The sequence below is a fragment of the Pseudomonas sp. NFACC25 genome (assembly GCF_900100935.1).
GTDB lineage: Bacteria > Pseudomonadota > Gammaproteobacteria > Pseudomonadales > Pseudomonadaceae > Aquipseudomonas > Aquipseudomonas marginalis.
The window spans coordinates 32,937-55,071 of record NZ_FMUC01000015.1 but is presented as its reverse complement, the minus strand read 5'-3'; the positions used below and the strand labels follow the sequence as shown (position 1 = coordinate 55,071).

The following is a 22,135-nucleotide window of genomic DNA, read 5'->3' as shown; positions in this document are numbered from 1 at the left end:
GTACCGGGGAAAGACCAGACCAAGACGGCGCGCAGAATATCACGCCACACGGCGTTTATGCGTCGTTTGGCCAATTGACAACTCTAAATCGCCGGTTTTAACGCGCGAGTGTCAAGTGTGGCAAGCGCGACCTGAGGTCACAGGGCAGGAACTCTCGGGCAAAAGGTGGTTCTAGACTCCTTCGTCGCTGCTTGCGTAGCATCGACGGTTTTCCCTCGTACCCCTTCAATACAGAGCGATCCATGTCTATCCACCAAACTCCCGGGCACGTACTGCCCGCGCGCAGCGCCGCCAAAATGGAAGCTGCCATGGCCGTGGGCGCCTTCGCTATCGGTACCGGCGAATTCGCCATCATGGGCCTGATGCCCGACATCGCGCAAAACCTGGGTTTAAGCGAACCCCAGGTTGGCCACGCCATCAGCGCCTATGCGTTGGGCGTGATGGTCGGCGCCCCACTGCTGGCCATCCTCGGCGCCAAGCTGCTGCGCAAACATATGTTGCTGTTGCTGATGGGCCTGTATGCCCTGGGCAACCTCGCCACTGCGTTCACCCCGACCTTCGGCTCGTTGGTGGCGTTCCGCTTTATCAGCGGCCTGCCCCACGGCGCCTACTTCGGCATTGCTGCGGTGGTCGCCTCGAGCATGGTGCCCAACGACAAACGTGCCGGCGCCGTGGCGCGGGTAATGATGGGCCTGACCCTGGCCATGCTGCTGGGCAACCCCATCGCCACCTTCCTCGGCCAGCACCTGGGCTGGCGCTCGGCGTTTGCACTGGTGAGCGTGATCGCCCTGTGCACCATCGCCCTGGTCTGGCAATTTGTGCCCCATCGCCACGACGAACAACGCAGCGACCCGCGCAAGGAACTGCGCGCCTTCACCAAACCCCAGGTGTGGATGGCGCTGTCCATTGGCGCCATCGGCTTTGCCGGTATGTTCTGCGTGTTCAGCTACCTGGCACCGACCATGCTGGAAGTGACCAAGGTATCCCCGCAGTGGATTCCATTCGGGCTGGCAGCATTCGGCGTGGGCGGGATTATCGGCAACATCGCCGGCGGCAAGCTGTTTGATCGCATGCAGTTTCGCGCCGTGGGCTGGATATTGGTGTGGTCGATGGCCGTGTTGCTGTTCTTCCCCTTCGCGGCGTCCTCGCTATGGGGCGTGCTGCTGAGCATGGGCCTGGTCGGCACCATGGTCTCGCTGGCCGCACCGCTGCAGATCCGCCTGATGGACATCGCCCACGAAGCACCGAGCCTGGCGGCAGCGTCCAACCATGCGGCGTTCAACCTGGCCAATGCGCTGGGGCCATGGTTTGGCGGGATGGCGATTACGGCCGGGTATGGCTGGACCAGCACCGGCTACATCGGCGCGGCGACGGCACTGGTCGGGCTGGGCATTTACCTGATAGCACGGCGGATGCAGGGAGGGCATTAAGCTCAAGCCCCATGGCTATAAGCACATTTCAATCGCCATGAACAGTGAAGAATCGGCGCAGTTAGACTATTTCATTTTCGTTCAGGTAAAGTTCAGGTTGGATCCAATAAGCACAAGCTGTAACATATCCGTCATATTTATTCCCAATGACAAGGACGTGTTTTGAGCTTTCCTGACACAGGTGTATTGCAAAGTTTTCCGACGACCCTCACTCATCGCAAAGCGACGATCTTCACCACCGACACCACCGACCACAAAACGCAGCAGGCGATTCAGGACCTGATCGACACGCGCCACCAACTGACAGATCGCATCAGCGCACCGCTCAAAGGGATGGAAGCCAACCTGTTCGCCAAGTCCCAGCCGCTGGACAGCCTCAGGCCCAAATTGCGCGTGACCTTCGGGCGCGCCAAGCGGGACGGTGCGTTTGACTGGCCGGTCGAAGAAGTCATCAACACCCTCGGCGCCCAGAAACGCGGTGCGCCGGTTGCTGGCTTGTATGGGTTCGGTTATCGAAAGTCAGCGCTTGGCCTGATCCAGGAATTCTTCATCTTTACCGAGATGCTGGAGGGCCACCTCAATGGCCTGGAATGGCTCAAGCAGGAGCGTGACATCCAGAGCCTGATCACCGCGTCGTTCAAACTGTTGCACTGCCTGCACAGCAAAGGCGTGGTGCATATGGACTTCTGGGCAAACAATGTGATGATCAACCTGGAGCAGCCGACGCACGCCAAGGCCATCGACCTGGAAAACTGCTTTCTCACGCCAACGGACTACTTGACCGAGGTACTGGCGTTTCAATTCGGGTTCTATTATCGGCGGGAAATTTTCCGGTTCATGATCGAAGAGGATTACGACCGGAGGGTGCTGCAAGAACTTGACAACTACGAGGGCATTGATCGCCGTCGTTTTGACGAAATCTACACCTCAAGCAAACATGAAAACATCAGCCGCCGCGCCAGGCGCGAGATTTTCCATAATGGGGTTGTGATAACAGGCTGACTCACCTCCCTCGGCGACAAGGGCGCTTGCCCCCGCCGGGCCATATGCGCCATCAATCATCATGCAACAACCCCGTCCCATATTCCCCATAACTACTCCCCAGGCCACTGCCGCCAAAATTAGCTTTGGCAGCCTTGCTGGAGCTGTGGTCACCAAACGCCTGGCATCCGCCTGAAAAGCAAGGGTCGCCACTCATGCCCGGCGCACCCGAAGAACAAGCGCCCAACAGCAACGCGCCGGTAATCATCACGACTTTGACGAGGTTCAAAATCATTTTTTCAGTTCCCTGTGGACTGGACCGTGGGGGCTTCTCTTGAGGAAGATCGTAGACCTCAACGGTGGAAGGAATTATGAAACTTTGCTGGGGGACAGGGAGGGTTCAGGTTGCCGGCTGGTTGATCGACGGAGGCCGGGTCAAACACAACCGCGAATGGGCAGTAGCCAACTGGTCCTACCTGATCGCATGTCGGGCTCGCAGTGATCGCCTGTAAATCCTCGGCATATTCCATACACGGCAATGTCCGCGTTCGAAGTGGTGAATACCGCAAAACAAGCGTCTCCCACAGCCTAGATCCATCCCTGATAAACTGCGCCCAATTCGCCTCGTTGACTCAGATCCCCAATGTCCCTACACACTGCTACTTTCTCCCGCCGCTTCTCCGTCGCCCCGATGATGGATTGGACCGACCGCCACTGCCGGTTCTTCCTGCGCCTGCTCTCCAAACGCGCCCTGCTCTACACCGAGATGGTCACCACCGGCGCAATCCTCCACGGCGACCATGACCGCTTCCTGCGTCATAACGAAGCCGAGCACCCGCTCGCGCTCCAGCTCGGCGGCAGTGTCCCCGCAGACCTGGCCGCCTGCGCCCGTATGGCCGAGGCTGCCGGTTACGACGAAGTGAACCTGAACGTCGGCTGCCCCAGCGACCGCGTCCAGAACAACATGATCGGCGCGATCCTGATGGCTCACCCGGCCCTGGTGGCCGATTGTGTGAAGGCGATGCGTGATGCGGTGTCGATTCCGGTAACGGTGAAGCACCGTATCGGCATCAACGGCAGGGACAGTTATGCCCAGTTGTGTGATTTCGTCGGGACGGTGAAGGACGCCGGCTGCACCAGTTTCACCGTGCATGCGCGGATTGCGATTCTTGAGGGCTTGTCGCCGAAGGAAAACCGCGACATTCCGCCGTTGCGGTATGACGTGGCGGCGCAGTTGAAGCAGGATTTCCCTGAGCTGGAGATTATTCTCAACGGCGGGATCAAGACGCTGGAGCAATGCCATGAGCATTTACAGACGTTTGACGGGGTGATGCTGGGCCGCGAGGCTTATCACAATCCGTATCTGCTGGCGGAGGTGGATCAGCAGTTGTTTGGTAGCGCGCAGCCTGTGATCAGTCGGGCGGAGGCGTTGGCGCAGTTGCGGCCTTATATTGCTGAGCATTTGGCGACTGGCGGGACGATGCATCACATTACGCGGCATGTGTTGGGGTTGGGCACCGGTTTCCCTGGGGCGCGCAGATTCAGGCAGTTGTTGTCGGTGGATATCCATAAGGCTGCGGATCCATTGGCATTGCTTGATCAGGCTGGGGCTTTGTTGGAAGGGCGTTGATTGGATAGCTTGCAGGGGGGGGGCAGTTGGTTATTGGATGAGCCGACACACTGCCATCGGGAGCAAGCCCCCTCCCACATTTGGTGCGGTGTGTGCCAGGGAAGGAGTCAGTTGGCATGAAGGCGCTATCCAAGTGTCATCGGGCAGTCGGGTTGAACCTGTCGGCCGTTCTGGCCTCCTATTCAGCACTACGGCCGGGCATTCAAACGGCTGTTTTCAGGTTGTTGCCCTCGCAAACGATCGAACGCATTTGCGCCCTTGAGCGCCTGCCAGCGCTCGGGTAATGTCATCAGACCCATAGGACAGAGCACGCCCATGACTTCCAAGCTGGAACAACTCAAGCAATTCACTACTGTCGTAGCCGATACCGGCGATTTTTCCACCCTCGCCAAGCTCAAGCCCCAAGACGCCACTACCAACCCTTCCCTGCTGCTCAAGGCCGCGTCGATTCCGGGCTATGCCAAGCTGCTGGATGAGTGTGTGCAGGATTGCAACGGTGATGTCGGCCTGGCCAGCGACCGTTTCGCGGTGGCTGTGGGCCAGGAGATCCTTAAGGTCGTGCCAGGGCGCATCTCCACCGAGGTGGATGCCCGCCTGTCGTTCGACACTGACGCCGTACTCAAGCGTGCGCACCGTCTGATCGACCTGTACGACAAAGCTGGGGTTAGCCGTGACCGCGTGCTGATCAAGATCGCGTCCACCTGGGAAGGCATCCGCGCGGCGGAGAAGCTGGAAAAAGAAGGCATCCAGACCAACCTGACCCTGCTGTTCTCGTTTGCCCAGGCGGTGGCGTGCGCAGAAGCCGGCGTGTTCCTGATTTCACCGTTCGTAGGCCGTATCTACGACTGGTACAAGAAAGCCAATGGCAACGACTACACCGGCGCTGATGATCCGGGCGTGCAGTCGGTGACACGCATCTACAACTACTACAAGGCTAATGGCTACAAGACCGTGGTGATGGGTGCGAGTTTCCGCAACCTGAGCCAGATTGAAGAGCTGGCCGGCTGTGATCGCCTGACCATCAGCCCGGACCTGCTGGAGAAGCTGGCGGCGGATGACGGCAAGCTGGAACGCAAGTTGTCGCCAGGGCACGCCGGAGAAGCGCGAGTGCATCTGACTGAAGCGCAGTTCCGTTGGGAGTCCAACGAGGATGCGATGGCGACTGAGAAGCTGGCGGAGGGGATTCGTCAGTTTGCCCGGGACCAGGAGAAGCTTGAGGCACTGTTGTCCGCCAAGCTGTAAACGGCGCCGGCGACAAAAAGGGCGGTACCTGTGAGGGTACCGCCCTTTTTTGCTCTGCTGTCCCTAAAGTAGCAGGCGATCCCTGGGATCAGTGACGCTCGAGGGCGTTGACGAGGTCGTGGAAGGCTTCGCGGTTGGACTCGTTGAGGCCCATCAGGATCTTGTGCGCTTCCAGCACCTTGACCCGCACCACTTCCTCGGACTGATCCTGGGACGGCAGGTCGGTGAGGCATTCCGGGCAAGGGATCGGGCGATCAACGATGTTGAACACCTGGTCGAAGCCCATGGACTGCAACAGACGGGTGATGTCTTCGTGGGTGGTGACGACGGTCGGCAACAGGCCGACCTTCTGCCGGGACAGAATGGACAACTTGGCCAACAGCCCAAGGGTGGTGCTATCGATGCTGCGGGTTTCGGTCAGATCGATCACGATCGCCGAGAAATTCAACGCCGTGAAAATCCGCTCAATCGTCGCATCCAGCGCCGAACACAAGGTCAGGCGCACTTCACCGACAAACTTCAGGACGAAGGTCCCGTCTTGCTCGGCGAATTGGATTCTTCCGGTACTCATCAAAGATTCCTGCTCAACACCAATAGGGCGATATCATCCGGCATCTCCCCTAGCGTGGCCAATCCAAAAACCTGCCGCAGGCCATCCAGGCTGCCGCCCGCCGACTTGACCTTCTGGGGCAAGGCGGCTTCTTTCTCTTTGAGTGTAGGCTCTGGAAGAAGGTCCAGGATGCCGTCGGACATCAGCGTCAGGCTGAACGTCGGCGGCAGCTCCAGGATGTGGTCTTCGTAAGTAGCTTCATTGAACAAGCCTACGGGCAGACCACGCCCTTCCAGGTAACGCACACTGTCGGGAGTGTATAAAACAGGCATCGGCAGGTGACCGCCGATGCTGTAGGTCAAAAGACCGGTTTCTTCATCAATCACACCGCCTACCATCGTCACGTGCTTGCCCAGCTTGCAGCTGATCAGGCCTCGGTTGATGTGGCCCAGCACCTCGGAGGGGGTAAACTCCGGCAAGGTGCCATTGCGCTTGGATTCGAACAACAGCCGTGTGGTCATGAACTTCAACAACACGGTGACAAAAGCAGAGGAAGCACCATGGCCGGAGACATCGGCCAGGTAGAACGCGACACGCCGCTCGTCAACACGGAAATAGTCGACAAAATCGCCCGACAGGTACAGCGACGGGATGATCTGGTGAGCAAACTGGAATTCGTCGATGGTCCAGGGGCTGACCGGCAGCATGTTCATCTGCACCTGGCGACCGGCGTTCTGGTCTTCCTGGAGCAGGTTAAGGCTGGCTTCGAGTTCGCGGTTGGCGGTTTCGAGCTTTTCGCGGTAGCGCTGGTTCTCGACCAGCAGGCGCGCACGATCCAAGGCGCGGCGCACAGAGTGCTCCAGTACCGCCAGGTCTTCGAGGGGCTTGATCAGGTAGTCGGCAGCGCCCAGACGCAACGCTTCGACGGCATCGTTCATGACGCCGGCACCGGACACGACAATCACCGGCGTCTGCGGGGCAAGCTCGGTCACCTGGCGAATCAGCTCCAGGCCGCCCATCTGGGGCATGCGCAGGTCGCAGATCACGAGGTCGGGCTGGTCGCGCTCGAATACCTGGAGACCCTGTTGGCCATTACTGGCCTGCAGGACGCTGAAGCCACTGTCTTCCAAATAGGCCGCGAGGCTCGCGCGCACTACTTCGTCGTCATCGATTATCAGCAGCGTGGCACTGGTTTTTTGCATGTGGGCAAACGGCGCCAGAATTAGGTTGGCGTAGGTGGCTCGGCAATGGCCGGGCTCACGTACTGGATTCGCTTTCTAGCCTCTCTGTACTACAACGCAATGGGATTTTTCCCATGCACAACTGTAAAGCAGAGGTGCCCTTCTAAGGCGCAGACGGTACTCCCATCCGCCGGGGGTTTCAAGCTCATGCCGATGGTCGCCGGGCGTCTTTACATCGCAAATCACCGGGAGTTATAAGAACAGCCAAGACCACAACACAAAGTAAGGATGGAACCGATGGGCGAACACGAGCGCGACTACGCCGAAAAACGCGATTTCATCCGCATGCGGGTGGATGCCGAAGTATCTTTGCTCCACGAAGGCCAGGAGTTTGCCGGGGTTTGCGTGGACCTTTCCAGCTCCGGGATGCAGGTGCAGGCACCGCGTCAGTTCGCGGTGGGAGACCTACTCACCGTGCGCATTGATTCAGAGCACGCGGCGCTCAAGGGCCTGGAGGCTGACACGGAAGTGGTCTGGACCAAAACCGTGGGCGACGAGCAACAACTCGGGCTTAGGATCCTGAAAATGCGCTGAAACCCGCGCACAAAAAAGGCGACCGCCAGGGTCGCCTTTTTTTCATTTCAAAACATCACAGCTTAAAAGTCGTCGACGACCTTGCCGTCCTTGACCTTGAACTCGCGGTTCTGCAGGTAGGCATTGCGGATAAAGGTGTACTTGTCGCCGGTGATCAATTTCTCGCTGTCGAGCAGGCTGGCACGGGTGTCAACGATGTTCAGGCCCATGGTGCTGTTGCGCCAGCCGATATCGTTCATATAGCGGTACGGTTGGGTGTAGCTGTCCACGTATTTGGACGGTGCATCACGCAAGGTGCTCGGGCCCAGCAGCGGGATCATCACGTAGGGACCGCTGCCCACGCCCCAGTAACCGAGGGTCTGGCCGAAGTCTTCATCACTGCGTTGCAGCCCCATTTTGGTGCCGACGTCGATAAAGCCCAGCACGCCGAAGGTGGTGTTAACCAGCAAGCGCGCAGTGTCGACCCCGGCATTGTGGGGTTTGAGCTGCAGCACGTTGTTGGCCAGATTGCCGACATCGCCGATATTGCGGAAGAAGTTGTGGATACCGTCTTCGACAAATTGAGGGGTGATCCACTGATAGCCTTGGGCCAATGGCTTGAGGGCGTAGGTATCAACGGTGTCGTTGAAGGTGAAGATCGGGCGGTTGACGCTTTCCCATGGATCATCTTCCGATGCAGCTTGTGCAGCGAAAGGCGCCAGCAGGACAGTGGCACACACCGATAGCTGAGCGAAGTAGTGGCTCCAGCGCATAGCTTTTGCTCCTTGAATGGTCTGTCATGGGCGCTATGCCCTGAATAAGGCCGTCAGTATATGACGGAAGTACCCAATTAGGCAGCTGCTAGGAATCGTCCTAACACAAATGGACAATTTTCCTACAATTACCCCGCTGTCATCTGCTTGTCATCCTGCCCCGATAGCGTCACAGCTATTTCAGGGATGTCGACATGCCTCACGCCGAGATAGCCATCGCCAACGCGCCCGCCTTGACTGCTGTTCTGTTTGGCCTGAGTGGTTGCCTGGTGGACTTTGGTTCCCGGGCGCGCACCGATTCCCCCTCCCCGGACTCCCAAGCCACACCCGGCGCCCTGAAAATCCTGCGCAGCCTCAAGGAACAAGGCGTCCCCTGTGCCTGGCTGGATGAACTGCCGCCTTCGGTAACCACACCACTGGCCGCCGTACTGCCCGGCTGGCTCAAGGCCGCATCCCCCTCCTCCATCCGCTGGCCCGCCCCTCATGCCTGCTGGCAAGCCTTGATGGAACTCAACATTGAACGCCTGGAAGGTTGCGTACTGGTCAGCGGCGAACCGCGCCTGTTGCAATCGGGCCTGAATGCCGGCTTGTGGACCATTGGCCTGGCCTCCTGTGGTTCATTGTGCGGCCTGGCGCCTGAGCAGTGGCACGCGTTGAGCGACAAGGAACGCGAGCACAAGCGCGGCAAAGCAACCGTTGAGCTCTATGGCCTGGGGGTCCACTCGGTGATCGATCACCTCGGTGAACTCGGCACCTGCCTGGCCGACATCAGCCTGCGCCAGCTCAAAGGCGAGAAGCCCTGATCGAGATCATGCACAGTCGGCGCCCGTGGATTAATCTACAGGTCAGTCCGTAGACCTTTCACGGCGTGCCGTGGTCTATGCCAGTGCCTATCGATAAAAGGAAGAACGTCATGCCTGATCGCAAAAAACTGGAAGAACAGGTCGAGATCCTGCGCGGGCAGCTGGAACAGGAGCCGCCGCTGTCGGAAGAAAAACGTGATGCTCTGCAAGCCTTGATTGCCAAGTTTGAATTGCAACTTGAACTTGAACCAGCCACTCAAACGCCGAGTATTTCCGACGATGTGAGCCAAGCTGCCATAGAGTTCGACGCTGAGCACCCGGTGATTTCCGGGACACTGCGCAATATCATGATCACCTTGGGCAATATGGGGATCTGACCCGAGCCCAAGCCAGGCGCAGAACCAAAAGGTAGGAGAGGGCTTGCCCCCTCCCACCTTTGCTTACTGACGGGCCAGGCGCACGTTCTGGAACGCCACATCCTCAGTACTGCGGTAAGGGTTGATATCCAACCCGCCGCGCCGCACATAGCGCGCATACACCGTTAACTTCTCCGGCTTCAGCAAACGCTGCAGGTCGAGGAAAATGCGCTCCACGCACTGTTCATGGAAATCCGAGTGCTGGCGAAAGCTCACCAGGTATTCCAGCAAACTCCCGTGATCCAACGCCGAACCACGGTACTCCACCACCACGCTGCCCCAGTCGGGCTGGCTGGTCACCGGGCAGTTGGACTTGAGCAGGTGGCTGTGCACGCTCTCCTCGACAATGCGCGAGTCATCACAACGCAGCAGCTCCGGGCGCGGGTGTTCGTAGTTGCTGACACTGATATCCAGATCGTCAATGCACGTGCCCGGCAACGCCATCACGCCTTCGGCCCCAATGTCGGCCAAGCTGCGGATACGCACGGTAACAGGCTTGCCGGCGGCGGCGCTGAGGTCGGTGCGCAGGGTCGCTTCCAGGCTTGGTGTATCGGTGAACGCGGTCTGGTTCAGCGAGTTGAGGTACAGCTTGAACGACTTGGACTCGATGATGTTCGGCGAGTCGGCGGGGATGCTGAACTCACCGATGGCCACCACCGGCTTGCCCGACGGCAGCAGCCAGGACAACTCGAAGCAGTTCCAGAAATCCACGCCCTTGTACGGCAGGGTCTCGGCGCTCAGGCCCAGCTCGGCCCATTTGGCGGCGCGTGGAATCGGGAACAGCAACGAAGGGGTGTAGGTGGAAATGTATTCACTGGACTTGCCCAGCGGCGAATGTTCGGCTGCGGGATGCATGGCGGAAACCTGGCTAAATAAACCGCGCCAGTCTACCAGCCTTTGCCCCCGCCCTTAAGAAACGCCTTACTCAACGGTCAGCTTGCCGACCATGCCCGCCTGATAATGCCCGGGGAGGTTGCAGGCAAACTCCAGGCCGGTGGCCTTGGTGAACGTCCAGGTCAGCTCAGCGGTCTTGCCGGGCTCCACCAGCACGCTGTTGGGATCGTCGTGTTTCATGCCGCCCATTTCACCGTGGCCCATGGCACTATGATCCATCTTGCCCATTCCCGTGGAAGTGAGCATGCCGCTGGCCTGCATCTGCAGCATTTCCTTCTGGTGTTCGGCGTGCATCGCCGCGTCACCGAGGTTGAATTCATGCAGCAACTGACCTTTGTTGACCAGTACAAAGCGCACCGTCTCACCGGCCTTGACGTCCAGGGACTTGGGCGAAAAGGAAATATCCTGCAGCGTCACTTCCACGGTGCGTGTGGCCTTATCCGCCGGTGCCGGCTGGCCGAACGCATAGGTATGGGCCGCATCCGCCATTGCATTGAAACTCAACGCCAACAGGCAGCCCGCCAACAACAGGGGTGTACGCAATGCCATCTCGATTCTCCAAAAAGTGTGCAACCTGCTTGGACAGCACTCTAAGAGTGCGCCGCTGCCAGCCAGCTGACTGCTAGATTACAACTTTGTCAGGTTGCGCCCTTCCCCTGGCACCCAGGGTATAAAGCCCCTCGTGAACTGTTGCCAAGAGCCGCCCATGAAATTGCTGATCGTCGAAGACCAACCGAAAACCGGCCACTATCTGCGCCAAGGCCTGGCCGAGGCGGGCTTCACCACCGAACTGGTGGCCGACGGTACCAGCGGCCAGCACCTGGCGCTGACCGGCGATTATGACCTGTTGATCCTGGATGTGATGCTGCCCGGTCGCGACGGTTGGCAAATCCTGCAAGCGGTACGCAGTGCCGGCCTGGAGATCCCGGTGCTGTTTCTGACCGCCCGGGATGCCGTGGAAGACCGGGTGCACGGCCTGGAACTGGGTGCCGACGATTACCTGGTCAAGCCCTTTGCCTTCTCCGAACTGCTGGCGCGGGTACGCAGCCTGTTGCGCCGTGGCAGCAGCACGCCGCAGGAAACCGCCCTGCAACTGGCCGACCTGCGCCTGGACCTGCTCCGCCGCCGCGTCGAACGGGACGGCCAGCGCATCGACCTCACCGCCAAGGAATTCTCCCTGCTGGAGCTGCTGCTGCGCCGCCAGGGCGAAGTCCTGCCCAAGTCGCTGATTGCCTCCCAAGTGTGGGACATGAATTTCGACAGTGACACCAACATCATCGAAGTCGCGATCCGGCGCCTGCGCCTGAAAGTCGACGATCCTTTCCCCACCAAACTGATCCATACCGTGCGCGGCATGGGTTATGTGCTGGAGGAGCGCAGCCATTGATCCAGCGTCTGTCCCTGGCCAGCCGCCTGGCCCTGCTGTTTGCGGCGTGCACCGCGGTGGTCTCGTTGTTCGCCGGCGTGCTGTTCAACCGTGCCAGCGAGGCGCACTTCATTGAGCTGGACCAACAGCAACTCGACAGCAAGCTGGTGGCGCTGCGCAGTACCTTGCAGGGCGTCGAATCACTGGACTCATTCGCCCAACGCGAAGCGCAGCTGCGAGCCGAGCTCAATCGCCAGCCTGACCTGACATTGCGCATCACCGCCGCCGGCCAGCGCTGGCTGGACGATGCGCCAAGCGTCAGCCTGCCCGAGGCGCCTGGCCTGCACACCCTGCAGAACGCCGGCACCGACTACCGCGTGTACAACGCCCCCTTGAGGCCCGGCCAGCCCGCCTCACCGCAACTGACCCTGATGCTCGACATCACCCATCACCAGCACTTCCTGCAACGCATGCAACATTTGATCTGGCTCACCGTCGGCCTATCGGCCCTGGCCACCGCGCTGCTGGGCGCCTGGGCTGCACGCAGTGGCTTGCGGCCGTTGCGGCGCATGGGCGAAGTGGCTGCCAGTGTGTCGGCCCACTCCTTGACCCAACGCCTGCCTCAGCAGCAAATGCCGGCGGAATTGGCCGAACTGGCCCAGGCCTTCAATGCCATGCTGGGGCGATTGGACGACGCCTTCCAACGCCTGTCGGCCTTCTCCGCCGACATTGCCCATGAACTGCGCACGCCCCTGTCGAACCTGCTGACCCAGACCCAGGTCATCCTGACCCAACCGCGCCTCTTGGAGGATTACCGCGAAGCGCTGCACAGCAACCTGGAAGAGCTGCAATGGATGGCGCAGCTGGTGAATGACATGCTGTACCTGGCCAAGGCGGACCACGGCTTGCTGGTGCCCAAGCGCGAGCCGTTGGTGCTGGCGGATGAAGTGGAGACGTTGCTGGAGTTTTTCGCGTTGCTGGCAGAAGACGCACAGGTCTCGCTGGTACGCGAAGGCGGCGCACAAACCGCCGGCGATCGCGGCATGCTGCGCCGGGCCCTGTCGAACCTGCTGGATAACGCCCTCAGGTTTACCCCGGCCGGCGGCCAAGTGCGCGTGCGGATGGTTGAAGGCGTACGGGGCGTGACACTGACGGTAGAAAACAGCGGGGAAGGTATTCCAGCGCACGTGTTGCCGAGGCTGTTCGACCGGTTCTACCGAGCCGACCCGGCGCGCCATGAAGGCAGCAGCGAGCATGCGGGGCTGGGATTGGCGATTACCCAGTCGATTGTGCGGGCACACGGGGGGAGGATTTTTTGTGAGTCCGCGGCGGGGTGGACAAGGTTTGTGATTGAGTTGCCCAGGGGAAATTGATGCAAGCCAGGCCGGCCCTATCGGGGGCAAGCCCCCTCCCACACGTTGATCCGTGAATACATTCAAATGTGGGAGGGGCTTGCCCCCGATAGCGGTCTTAAAGACTACGAATACCTAAGGGCATGCGCCGGCTCAATCTTCGCCGCCCGATACGCCGGGTAAATCGTCGCCAGGAAGCTCAACACAAACCCGGCCGTACAAATCAGCACCACATCGCCACTTTGCAGCTCCGAAGGCAGGTTGCTGACGAAGTACACATCCGAACTGAAGATATGCTGCCCGCTCACCCGCTCCAGCCAGCCCACCAGCTCACTCACGTTCAGCGCCGCAATCACCCCCAGCACGCCGCCGATCAAGGTGCCGACAATGCCGATCACCGTGCCCTGCACCATGAAGATCGCCATGATCTGCCGTGGCGTGGCACCGATGGTGCGCAGGATCGCGATGTCCGCACCCTTGTCGTTCACCACCATGATCAGCGTGGCGATGATGTTGAACGCCGCGACGGCGACGATCATCAGCAACAACAGGCCGATCATGGTCTTTTCCATCTTCATCGCACTGAACAGGCTGCCCTGGGTGTGGGTCCAGTCATCGGGCTTGTAGCCGCTGCCGAGGCTGGCGGCGATGTCCGCCGAGACCTTGGGCGCTGCGTACAGGTCTTTCAACGCCAGGCGCACGCTCTGCACCTGGTTCGGCTGCCAATGCTGTATCTCGGCAGCGTCAGCCATGTGGATGAGGGCCATGGAGCCATCCAGCTCGGCGCCGACCTTGAAGATACCCACTACGTTCAGACGCTGCATGCGCGGGGTGATACCACCGGGCGCACTGCTGATTTCCGGGACGATCAGGGTCAATTTGTCGCCCACATTCAGGCGAAAACGCCGGGCGGTGATTTCGCCGACCACCACGCCGAACTCGCCGGGCTTCAGGTCTTCCAGTTTGCCCTGCACGATATGCTGGGCCACGATCGACACCTTGCCTTCCTGGGCCGGATCGACGCCGCTGATCTCAATCGGCTGCATCGCGCCCTTGTAGGAGAACATGCCGTCCATCTGCGTGAACGGTACGGCGGCAGTCACTTGCGGATTCTTCATCGCCGCAGCGGCCACCGGCTGCCAATCGTCGATCGGGTTCACCCCGACGACAGTGGCGTGGGGCACCATGCCAAGGATGCGCGAGCTCATTTCACGCTGGAAGCCGTTCATCACCGATAGCACCACGATCATCGCCAGCACGCCCAGGGCGAGGCCGATCATCGAGGTCATCGAGATGAACGAAACAAAACGGTTGCGGCGCTTGGCGCGGGTATAGCGCGTGCCGATGAAAATCGATAACGGTCTGAACATTCGCGGGCACCGTTGGAAAAATAGAAAACCCGGCGTCAGGCACCGGGCTTGAAACAGGTCAGATGGCGACCAGATGACCTTCCTGCAGGTGCAGCACACGGTCCATCTGGCGGGCCATGCTCATGTCATGGGTCACCACCAGGAACGCAGTGCGCATCTGGGTGCTCAGTTCCAGCATCAAGTCCTTGATGCCCTGGGCCGTGTGGGAGTCGAGGTTGCCGGTGGGCTCGTCGAGCATCACCAGCCCCGGGTTGTTCACCAGGGCACGGGCAATCGCCACACGCTGGCGCTCACCGCCGGACAGTTCGGCCGGCTTGTGCTCCAGGCGATGGCCGAGGCCGACGCGCTCGAGCAACGCCTTGGCGCGCTGGCGCGCTTCCGGGATCGCGGTCTTGCCGATCAGCAACGGCATGCACACGTTTTCCAGGGCGGTGAATTCCGGCAACAGGTGGTGGAACTGGTACACAAAGCCCAACGAACGGTTGCGCAACTGGCCACGGGCCTTTTCATTCAGGGCCGACAGTTCTTCACCGGCCAGCCATACGCTGCCCTGGGACGGCGTATCGAGGCCGCCCAACAGGTTGAGCAAGGTACTTTTGCCGGAACCGGAACTGCCGACGATCGCCACGCGCTCGCCGGGATGCAGTTCCAGTTGCAGGTTGGACAGCACCACGACCGATTCCGGGCCTTCCTCGTAGGATTTGCCCAGGTTGCGGCAGCTCAGGATTGCTTTTTCACTCATGCCCGATTCACTCATAACGTAAGGCCTGTGCTGGCTGGGTACGTGCCGCGCGCCAGGCTGGATACAGGGTGGCAAGGAAACTCAGGACCAACGCGGCGCCGCCCACCATCAGCACGTCCTGGGCTTGCACCTGGGACGGCAGGTAATCGATGAAGTAGACGTCGGCGTTGAGGAACTTGTGGCCGATCACCTTTTCAAGCAAGGCGATGGCGGCACTGACATTCAGCGCGGCCAAAATGCCTACCGCGGTGCCGATCAAGGTGCCGACCACGCCGATCACGGTGCCCTGCACCATGAAGATCGCCATGATCTGCCCCGGCGTGGCGCCGAGGGTGCGCAGGATGGCGATGTCGCCCTTCTTGTCATTCACCACCATCACCAGCGTGGAGATGATGTTGAAGGCGGCAACGGCGACGATCAGCAGCAACAGCAGGCCGATCATGGCTTTTTCCATGCGGATGGCCTGGTACAGGTTGCCGTGGGTGCGAGTCCAGTCGCGGGCGTAGTACTGGCTTTCACCCAGGTGCTGGGCGATTTCCCAGGCGCCGCGCGGGGCATCGAACAAGTCGTTGAACTTCAGGCGCAGGCCTTGCACCTGGTCCGGCTGCCAGCGATGCAGGCGGGCCAGGTCGGTGAGGTTGGTCAGGCCGAGGTAGCCGTCGATCTCGCCGGCGCCGACGTGGAAAGTGCCGACCACGGTAAAGCGCTTCATGCGCGGGAACATGCCGGCCGGCGTCACGGTGACTTCCGGCGCGACGAAGGTCAGCTTGTCGCCGATGCCTACGCCGAGCTTGGCCGCCGCCTTGTCACCGATGACAATGCCAAAGCTGCCGGGGGCCAGATCGTCGAGTTTGCCCTGCAACATGAACTTGTCGATGATCGAGACGTTGCGTTCCTGGGCCGGGTCGATGGCATTGAGCAGGATTTTCTGCACCTTGCCGTCGTTGGTCAGCAGCCCCTGCATCTGGGTAAACGGCGCCACGGCCACTACCTTGGGGTTCTGCTTGACCTTGGCGGCCAGGCTTTGCCAGTCGCTGATGGGCGCATCGCCCTCGATGGTCGCGTGGGGCACCATGCCCAGCACGCGGGTGCGCATCTCATGATCGAAGCCGTTCATCACCGACAGCACTACGATCATCACGACCACGCCAAGGGCGAGACCGATCATCGAGGTCAAGGAAATGAACGACACAAAATGATTGCGACGCTTTGCACGGGTATAACGCGTGCCAATAAATACGAAGAGAGGTCTGAACATGTCGGGGCTTGTTCGGAGGAAAAGAAGACGTCCCGGTGGCGGGGTCTGGTAAGCAGCTTTACACTCAGACCATTACCGTTACCTGGGGTTCGCCATGTCGACATTAGATGAAGAAGAGCGCCGCGAATACTACCGTATCGACGACATGATCGCACTCCAAATCAAAAGCCTGTCTGCCCCCGAAGCGGCGAGCAAGGAAGTGTTGCTGGATGATTCACCGCTGTTCAATCTGCTCAGTGAACTGCACCTGAGCGAATTTGAAGCCCAGCACCTGCTGCGCCAGCTCAGCGAGAAGGATCGCACCCTCGTGGCCTTTCTCCGGGTGCAGAACAAACGCCTGGACTTGCTCAGCCAAATCATGGCCCGCGGCCTGCTGGATGAGGTCGGCGCCCCGCAGCCGGTGATCATTTCCGAAGGCGGCATCGATTTCCAACACCCCTCCCCCCTGACGGTGGGTGCGCACCTGGCGGTCAAGCTGGTGCTGATGCCCCAGGCGCTCGGCCTGCTGCTGCGCGCGCGGGTCACCCATTGCGATCCCAAGGGCACAGGCTTTGACGTCGGCACGGAATTCGAAGCCATGACCGATGCCCAACGCCAGCTGCTGGCGCGCTACATCCTGCAGAAACAGGCGCAGGAACGGCGCCTGGCACGGGAACAGAGCGACGCCCAAGACACCTGAATTCGTATTTACCCCGCCAGACAAGCTGGCGTAAAGGAGCAACTGTGACCCTGATCTACGGCCACCGCGGTGCCAAAGGCGAAGCACCGGAAAACACCCTGACCAGCTTCCAGGCGTGTCTCAAGCACGGTGTACGCCGCTGCGAACTGGATTTGCACCTGTCCATGGACGGCGAGCTGATGGTCATCCACGACCCGACCCTCAAGCGCACCACCGACCGGCGCGGCAAAGTCGTCGAGTATTCGGCGGCAGACCTGGTGAAGATGGACGCGCGCAAAGGCGGCCCGGGCTGGGTCAAGCCTTGCCCGATTCCGCGCCTGGAAGAGCTGTTCGAACAGTGCGACTTCGATCACTGGCAACTGGAAGTCAAAAGCGCCTCGCGCACCCGCGCCGCGACCACCGTGCTGGCCATTCGTGAGATGGCCGTGCGTTTCGGCCTGATGGACAAGGTCACCGTGACCTCAAGCTCGCGGGAAGTGTTGAAAGCAGCGGTTGAACTCACCCCCGACCTGTCACGCGGGCTCGTCGCCGAATATGCCTGGCTCGACCCGCTGAAGGTCGCGCAGAACTACGGCTGTGAGATGCTGGCGTTGAACTGGACGTTGTGCACCCCCGAACGCCTGGAAAAAGCCCAGCGCCAGGGTTTGCATGTGTCCGTGTGGACGGTCAACGAACCTGCGCTGATGCGCAGGCTCGCCGACTTCGGCGTAGATAGCCTGATTACAGACTTTCCCGGTTTGGCCACTGCCACCCTCGAGAATTACTGAAATCGGTCTCCCCGGCCGGCTCAGGCCACCGGCCGGAGCCGCTCAAAAAAGCCGGTTGAGGCCGTCGTAGGCCGCTACCCGATAGGCTTCGGCCATGGTCGGGTAGTTGAACGTGGTGTTGACGAAATACTTGAGGGTATTTTGCTCACCCGGCTGGTTCATGATCGCCTGGCCGATGTGCACGATCTCCGAAGCCTGGTAGCCGAAGCAATGCACGCCGAGGACTTCCAGGGTTTCGCGGTGGAACAGGATCTTGAGCATGCCTTGCGGCTCACCGGCGATCTGCGCACGCGCCATGCTCTTGAAGAACGCCTTGCCCACTTCGTAAGGCACCTTGGCCTTGGTCAGTTCGTGCTCGTTCTTGCCGATCGAGCTGATCTCGGGAATCGTGTAGATCCCAGTCGGCACGTCGTTCACGTAACGCCAGCTGCCGTTGTCGACAATGCTGCCGGCCGCCGAACGGCCCTGGTCATGCGCCGCACTGGCCAGGCTTGGCCAGCCGATCACGTCACCGGCACCGTAGATGTTCGGCACGCAGGTGCGATAGTTCTCGTCGACTTCGATCTGGCCACGGCTGTTGACCTTGACCCCGATGTTTTCCATGCCGAGCTTGTCGGTGTTGCCGGTACGGCCGTTGCACCACAGCAAGGCATCGGCCTTGATCTTCTTGCCGGACTTGAGGTGCAGGATCACGCCGTTGTCCAGGCCTTCGACCCGCTCGTATTCTTCGTTGTGACGCACGGTGATGTTGTTGTTGCTGAAGTGGTAGCTCAACGCCTGGGAAATTTCCGAGTCGAGGAAGCTCAGCAACTGGTCGCGGTTGTCCACCAGCTCCACCAGCACGCCCAGGCCGCTGAAGATCGAGGCGTATTCACAGCCGATCACGCCGGCGCCGTAGATGATCAGCTTGCGCGGGGTGTGGCCCAGGCTGAGGATGGTGTCGCTATCGTAGATACGCGGGTGGTGGAAATCGATATCCGCCGGGCGATACGGGCGCGAACCGGTGGCGATGATGATGTGCTTGGCCACCAGCTTCTCGACCACGCCGTTGGCGCACACCACTTCGACGGTTTGCTCGTCGGCGAAGCTGCCGGTGCCGAAGAACAGGTCGACACGGTTACGGGCGTAGTAGCCGGTGCGCGAAGCGACTTGCTTGGAGATGACCTTCTCGGCGCTTTTCAGCACGTCCGGGAACGAGAACCAGCGCGGCTCACCAATGGCCCGAAACATCGGGTTGGTGTTGAACTGCATGATCTGGCGCACCGAGTGACGCAAAGCCTTGGACGGGATGGTGCCCAGGTGGGTGCAGTTACCGCCGACCTGGCGACGGCTATCGACCATCGCCACCTTGCGCCCTGCCTTCGCGGCGTTCATCGCCGCACCTTCTCCAGCCGGGCCGGAACCCAGTACCACCACGTCGTAGTTGTAGACAGCCATGCGTACTCCTCAGAACAGGCCAGGCGCACGGTTGGACGCCTGGCTAAATCATGCCGCGGCCAGCGGTCATGAAGGACAATTTGGCTCAAGTGTGTGAACCGGGGCACAGTCTATATAAGGCTCAACGCCGCGCACATTAACCCTTGGTCGCGTCGTAGGCCAGTTTTGCCTTTACTACAGGAACAGGAAACCGGCATTACACTGCTGACACGCACCTTTGCAGGACGGGCCATTATGCGGCATGTCGTTTTCTGTTTAATGATGATTTTTTCGGTTGTGGTGTATGCGAATGAAGCAGACCGCCTCCGGCAAGCCGATTTTCCTGCGCAAGCCCCCGGACTGGCGCTGAAAAACCAGACGGTGTTCACCTACCTCTGGGCGGATGTGTACGCGGCTGCGCTGTATACCCCGCAGACCGTGAGCGCCAGGCAGGCATGGGACTCGCAACAGCCGCTGCGCCTTGTGCTGTATTACTTTCGCGACATCGACCGCAACGATGTGATCAAGGCGGCGACGGCCACCTTGGAGCGCCAGCAAGCCAGCCCTCGCCTGAGGCTTGAAGTCGACCAGTTGCACGCCAGCTTTCGTAACATCCGCAGCGGTGATCGCTACGCCCTGGACTTTCGCCCCGGCCGTGGCCTGAATCTGGAGATCAATGGGCAGGTGGTGTTCAGCAGCGCCAATGACGCGCTGGCAAGGGCCTACCTGGGCATTTGGCTGGCGCCCAAGGGTTTGTCCGATGACTTGCGCGGCAAACTGCTGAAATGAAAATGGCCTGCCCGTTAGGCAGGCATACGCTGAACTACCGCTATCGGGGGCGAGCCCCCTCCCACATTTGAAGGTATTCACACCTCGAAATGTGGGAAGGAGCCTGCTGCCGATCAGGCCCTGCTCGACAACACAAACCCGCTGCCATGAAAAAGCCCCGAACCAGTCGGGGCTTTTTCATTCAGTGCTAAGGCTTAGCGCGGGAACGCAGGCGGGTTGACCCCGGCCATGTCTTCCATCACGCGAACCACCTGGCAGCTGTAGCCGAACTCGTTGTCGTACCAGACGTACAGTACAACGCGGTTGTCCTGGGTAATGGTCGCTTCCGCGTCCACTACACCGGCGTGGCGCGAGCCAACGAAGTCGGTGGACACCACTTCCTGGGAATTGACGAAGTCGATTTGCTTGTGCAGGTCGGAGTGCAGCGCCATGTAGCGCAGGTACTCGTTCATCTCTTCACGGGTAGCGGCTTTCTCAAGGTTCAGGTTGAGAATGGCCATCGACACGTTCGGCGTCGGCACACGGATCGCGTTACCGGTCAGCTTGCCGGCCAGCTCAGGCAAGGCCTTGGCAGCGGCGGTGGCGGCACCGGTCTCGGTGATGACCATGTTCAGCGCGGCGCTGCGGCCACGGCGATCGCCCTTGTGGAAGTTGTCGATCAGGTTCTGGTCGTTGGTGTACGAGTGAACGGTTTCAACGTGGCCGTTGACGATGCCGAACTTGTCATTAACGGCCTTGAGCACCGGCACGATGGCGTTGGTGGTGCAGGAGGCGGCGGACACGATCTTGTCGTCAGCGGTGATTTCACCGTGGTTGATGCCGTGCACGATGTTCTTGAGCTTGCCTTTGCCAGGCGCGGTCAGCACGACGCGGTCGATGCCCGGGCAGGCCAGGTGCTGGCCCAGGCCTTCGGCATCACGCCATACGCCGGTGTTGTCCACCAGCAGGGCGTCCTTGATGCCGTACTGGGTGTAATCCACCTCGGTCGGGTTCTTCGCGTAGATCACCTGGATCAGGTTGCCGTTGGCGGTAATGGTGTTGTTTTCTTCGTCGATGGTGATGGTGCCGTTGAACGAACCGTGTACCGAATCGCGACGCAGCAGGCTGGCGCGTTTGGTCAGGTCGTTCTCGGCGCCTTTGCGCACCACGATGGCACGCAGGCGCAGGCCGTCGCCGCCACCGGTTTTTTCGATCAGGATGCGCGCCAGCAGGCGGCCGATACGACCGAAACCGTAGAGGACAACGTCGGTGCCTTTGCGGGCAGCGGCGTTTTGCTGGCCCACCACATCGGCCATTTCTTCACGCACGAACTGCTCGGCGCTGCGGCCGGCACCTTCCTTGCGGAACTTGTAGGCCAGCTTGCCCAGGTCTACCGAAGCCGCGCCGAGCTTGAGCTCGCTCATGGCCTTGAGCAGGGGGAATGTTTCGTGGACGGAGAGTTCGCTGTCGTCGGCGGAACGATGGCGAGCAAAGCGATGCGCCTTGAGAATCGCGATGACTGATTGGTTGATCAGGCTGCGGCCATAGATCGAGCTCACCACATTGTTATTGCGGTACAGCTGACCGATAAGCGGGATCATCGCTTCTGCGAGTGCTTCACGGTCGATCCATTCACCAAGACACTGGTCGGGCTTCTGAGTCACGGGAACCTTCCACATGTAGGGGCTGAAAAAAGGGGCTACATTATGTCGTCCGACCGCCCGTTGAGCAATGCGCCAACCACAACAAAAAGCCCTTGCAAAAAAATACCACCCCGCTACAGGCCAGGAAACACGCGGGCTTCAGAAGGCCACCAATGGCGCAGTGCCGCCAACTTGTCCGTAACTCTCCGAAACATCCGTGCAAAACGGCACTACATAATGAGTCAAAAGGCTGCTTTGTTTGTCTTAGCCACTACATTTCCTACAAACCGTAATAGGCTCA

23 protein-coding genes are annotated in these 22,135 nt (G+C 60.2%); 12 read left to right on the top strand and 11 right to left on the bottom strand.

Annotated elements, in window-relative coordinates; translation table 11 throughout:
• The first annotated feature begins 242 nt into the window (after positions 1 to 242).
• Positions 243 to 1,430, top strand: coding sequence for an MFS transporter (locus tag BLQ09_RS25845; RefSeq protein ID WP_027604211.1), 1,188 nt, complete (start codon positions 243 to 245; stop codon positions 1,428 to 1,430).
• Positions 1,431 to 1,592: 162 nt separating this feature from the next.
• Positions 1,593 to 2,432 carry a lipopolysaccharide kinase InaA family protein gene (locus tag BLQ09_RS25840; RefSeq protein WP_092358990.1) on the top strand — a complete coding sequence of 280 codons (840 nt, stop codon included), beginning with the start codon at positions 1,593 to 1,595 and terminating at the stop codon, positions 2,430 to 2,432.
• 52 nt (positions 2,433 to 2,484) lie between these two features.
• On the opposite strand, the gene BLQ09_RS25835 is transcribed toward BLQ09_RS25840, so the two are convergent.
• A complete protein-coding gene (locus BLQ09_RS25835; RefSeq protein WP_027604213.1) occupies positions 2,485 to 2,706 on the bottom strand; it encodes a hypothetical protein in 222 nt (73 codons plus the stop codon).
• Between the two features lie 348 nt (positions 2,707 to 3,054).
• Between BLQ09_RS25835 and dusA the strand changes: the two genes are divergently transcribed.
• Both dusA and tal read left to right on the top strand, forming a co-directional pair.
• A complete protein-coding gene (gene dusA / locus BLQ09_RS25825; protein ID WP_092358989.1) occupies positions 3,055 to 4,041 on the top strand; it encodes a tRNA dihydrouridine(20/20a) synthase DusA in 987 nt (328 codons plus the stop codon).
• Between the two features lie 315 nt (positions 4,042 to 4,356).
• Complete coding sequence (gene tal / locus BLQ09_RS25820) at positions 4,357 to 5,283, top strand: transaldolase (protein WP_027604215.1); 927 nt, start codon at positions 4,357 to 4,359, stop codon at positions 5,281 to 5,283.
• 88 nt (positions 5,284 to 5,371) lie between these two features.
• On the opposite strand, the gene rssC is transcribed toward tal, so the two are convergent.
• A complete protein-coding gene (gene rssC / locus BLQ09_RS25815; RefSeq protein WP_003172602.1) occupies positions 5,372 to 5,854 on the bottom strand; it encodes an anti-sigma factor antagonist RssC in 483 nt (160 codons plus the stop codon).
• The gene (rssB, locus tag BLQ09_RS25810; protein WP_027604216.1) at positions 5,854 to 7,035 is read right to left on the bottom strand and encodes a two-component system response regulator RssB; all 1,182 of its coding nucleotides are present in this window, start codon (positions 7,033 to 7,035) and stop codon (positions 5,854 to 5,856) included. Before rssB ends, rssC begins: the two co-directional genes overlap by 1 nt.
• A 276-nt stretch (positions 7,036 to 7,311) precedes the next feature.
• Between rssB and BLQ09_RS25800 the strand changes: the two genes are divergently transcribed.
• A complete protein-coding gene (locus BLQ09_RS25800) occupies positions 7,312 to 7,608 on the top strand; it encodes a PilZ domain-containing protein (RefSeq protein WP_065947405.1) in 297 nt (98 codons plus the stop codon).
• A 62-nt stretch (positions 7,609 to 7,670) separates the two neighbouring features.
• On the opposite strand, the gene BLQ09_RS25795 is transcribed toward BLQ09_RS25800, so the two are convergent.
• Positions 7,671 to 8,360, bottom strand: a complete 690-nt coding sequence (locus BLQ09_RS25795) for an MlaA family lipoprotein (RefSeq protein ID WP_027604219.1) — start codon at positions 8,358 to 8,360, stop codon at positions 7,671 to 7,673.
• 194 nt (positions 8,361 to 8,554) lie between these two features.
• Between BLQ09_RS25795 and BLQ09_RS25790 the strand changes: the two genes are divergently transcribed.
• Both BLQ09_RS25790 and BLQ09_RS25785 read left to right on the top strand, forming a co-directional pair.
• A complete protein-coding gene (locus BLQ09_RS25790) occupies positions 8,555 to 9,163 on the top strand; it encodes an HAD superfamily inactivated hydrolase PcrP (protein WP_092358987.1) in 609 nt (202 codons plus the stop codon).
• Between the two features lie 110 nt (positions 9,164 to 9,273).
• Positions 9,274 to 9,540 (top strand): DUF4404 family protein, encoded by a 267-nt coding sequence (locus tag BLQ09_RS25785; protein WP_027604221.1) that lies wholly within the window; start codon positions 9,274 to 9,276, stop codon positions 9,538 to 9,540.
• A gap of 63 nt (positions 9,541 to 9,603) precedes the next feature.
• On the opposite strand, the gene queF is transcribed toward BLQ09_RS25785, so the two are convergent.
• Both queF and BLQ09_RS25775 read right to left on the bottom strand, forming a co-directional pair.
• Positions 9,604 to 10,434 (bottom strand): NADPH-dependent 7-cyano-7-deazaguanine reductase QueF, encoded by an 831-nt coding sequence (gene queF, locus BLQ09_RS25780; protein ID WP_092358985.1) that lies wholly within the window; start codon positions 10,432 to 10,434, stop codon positions 9,604 to 9,606.
• Positions 10,435 to 10,500: 66 nt separating this feature from the next.
• Positions 10,501 to 11,022: a copper-resistant cuproprotein CopI gene (locus BLQ09_RS25775; RefSeq protein ID WP_065928149.1), complete on the bottom strand. Its 522-nt coding sequence runs from the start codon at positions 11,020 to 11,022 to the stop codon at positions 10,501 to 10,503.
• 157 nt (positions 11,023 to 11,179) lie between these two features.
• On the opposite strand from BLQ09_RS25775, the gene BLQ09_RS25770 reads away from it, so the two are divergent.
• The gene (locus BLQ09_RS25770; RefSeq protein ID WP_027604224.1) at positions 11,180 to 11,860 is read left to right on the top strand and encodes a heavy metal response regulator transcription factor; all 681 of its coding nucleotides are present in this window, start codon (positions 11,180 to 11,182) and stop codon (positions 11,858 to 11,860) included.
• Positions 11,857 to 13,212, top strand: a complete 1,356-nt coding sequence (locus BLQ09_RS25765) for a heavy metal sensor histidine kinase (RefSeq protein ID WP_027604225.1) — start codon at positions 11,857 to 11,859, stop codon at positions 13,210 to 13,212. The genes BLQ09_RS25770 and BLQ09_RS25765 overlap by 4 nt, the downstream gene beginning before the upstream one ends.
• A gap of 104 nt (positions 13,213 to 13,316) precedes the next feature.
• Here BLQ09_RS25765 and BLQ09_RS25760 read toward each other — a convergent pair whose 3' ends face one another.
• Genes BLQ09_RS25760 through BLQ09_RS25750 form a run of 3 tightly spaced genes read right to left on the bottom strand, consistent with a single transcriptional unit; the run spans position 13,317 to position 16,561 of the window.
• A complete protein-coding gene (locus BLQ09_RS25760; RefSeq protein ID WP_092358983.1) occupies positions 13,317 to 14,561 on the bottom strand; it encodes a lipoprotein-releasing ABC transporter permease subunit in 1,245 nt (414 codons plus the stop codon).
• A gap of 58 nt (positions 14,562 to 14,619) precedes the next feature.
• Positions 14,620 to 15,303 (bottom strand): lipoprotein-releasing ABC transporter ATP-binding protein LolD, encoded by a 684-nt coding sequence (lolD, locus tag BLQ09_RS25755; protein ID WP_024074097.1) that lies wholly within the window; start codon positions 15,301 to 15,303, stop codon positions 14,620 to 14,622.
• A 7-nt stretch (positions 15,304 to 15,310) separates the two neighbouring features.
• A complete protein-coding gene (locus BLQ09_RS25750; protein ID WP_027604228.1) occupies positions 15,311 to 16,561 on the bottom strand; it encodes a lipoprotein-releasing ABC transporter permease subunit in 1,251 nt (416 codons plus the stop codon).
• 94 nt (positions 16,562 to 16,655) lie between these two features.
• Here BLQ09_RS25750 and BLQ09_RS25745 point away from each other — a divergent pair, with 94 nt between their 5' ends.
• Together BLQ09_RS25745 and BLQ09_RS25740 are read left to right on the top strand one after the other, a co-directional pair.
• Complete coding sequence (locus tag BLQ09_RS25745) at positions 16,656 to 17,240, top strand: PilZ domain-containing protein (protein WP_027604229.1); 585 nt, start codon at positions 16,656 to 16,658, stop codon at positions 17,238 to 17,240.
• Between the two features lie 44 nt (positions 17,241 to 17,284).
• The gene (locus BLQ09_RS25740) at positions 17,285 to 18,007 is read left to right on the top strand and encodes a glycerophosphodiester phosphodiesterase (RefSeq protein ID WP_027604230.1); all 723 of its coding nucleotides are present in this window, start codon (positions 17,285 to 17,287) and stop codon (positions 18,005 to 18,007) included.
• 42 nt (positions 18,008 to 18,049) lie between these two features.
• On the opposite strand, the gene sthA is transcribed toward BLQ09_RS25740, so the two are convergent.
• Positions 18,050 to 19,444: a Si-specific NAD(P)(+) transhydrogenase gene (gene sthA, locus BLQ09_RS25735; RefSeq protein WP_003189670.1), complete on the bottom strand. Its 1,395-nt coding sequence runs from the start codon at positions 19,442 to 19,444 to the stop codon at positions 18,050 to 18,052.
• 234 nt (positions 19,445 to 19,678) lie between these two features.
• Here sthA and BLQ09_RS25730 point away from each other — a divergent pair, with 234 nt between their 5' ends.
• The gene (locus tag BLQ09_RS25730) at positions 19,679 to 20,212 is read left to right on the top strand and encodes a chalcone isomerase family protein (protein WP_092358981.1); all 534 of its coding nucleotides are present in this window, start codon (positions 19,679 to 19,681) and stop codon (positions 20,210 to 20,212) included.
• Between the two features lie 194 nt (positions 20,213 to 20,406).
• Here BLQ09_RS25730 and BLQ09_RS25725 read toward each other — a convergent pair whose 3' ends face one another.
• The gene (locus tag BLQ09_RS25725; RefSeq protein WP_027604232.1) at positions 20,407 to 21,870 is read right to left on the bottom strand and encodes a glyceraldehyde-3-phosphate dehydrogenase; all 1,464 of its coding nucleotides are present in this window, start codon (positions 21,868 to 21,870) and stop codon (positions 20,407 to 20,409) included.
• Positions 21,871 to 22,135: the final 265 nt, after the last annotated feature.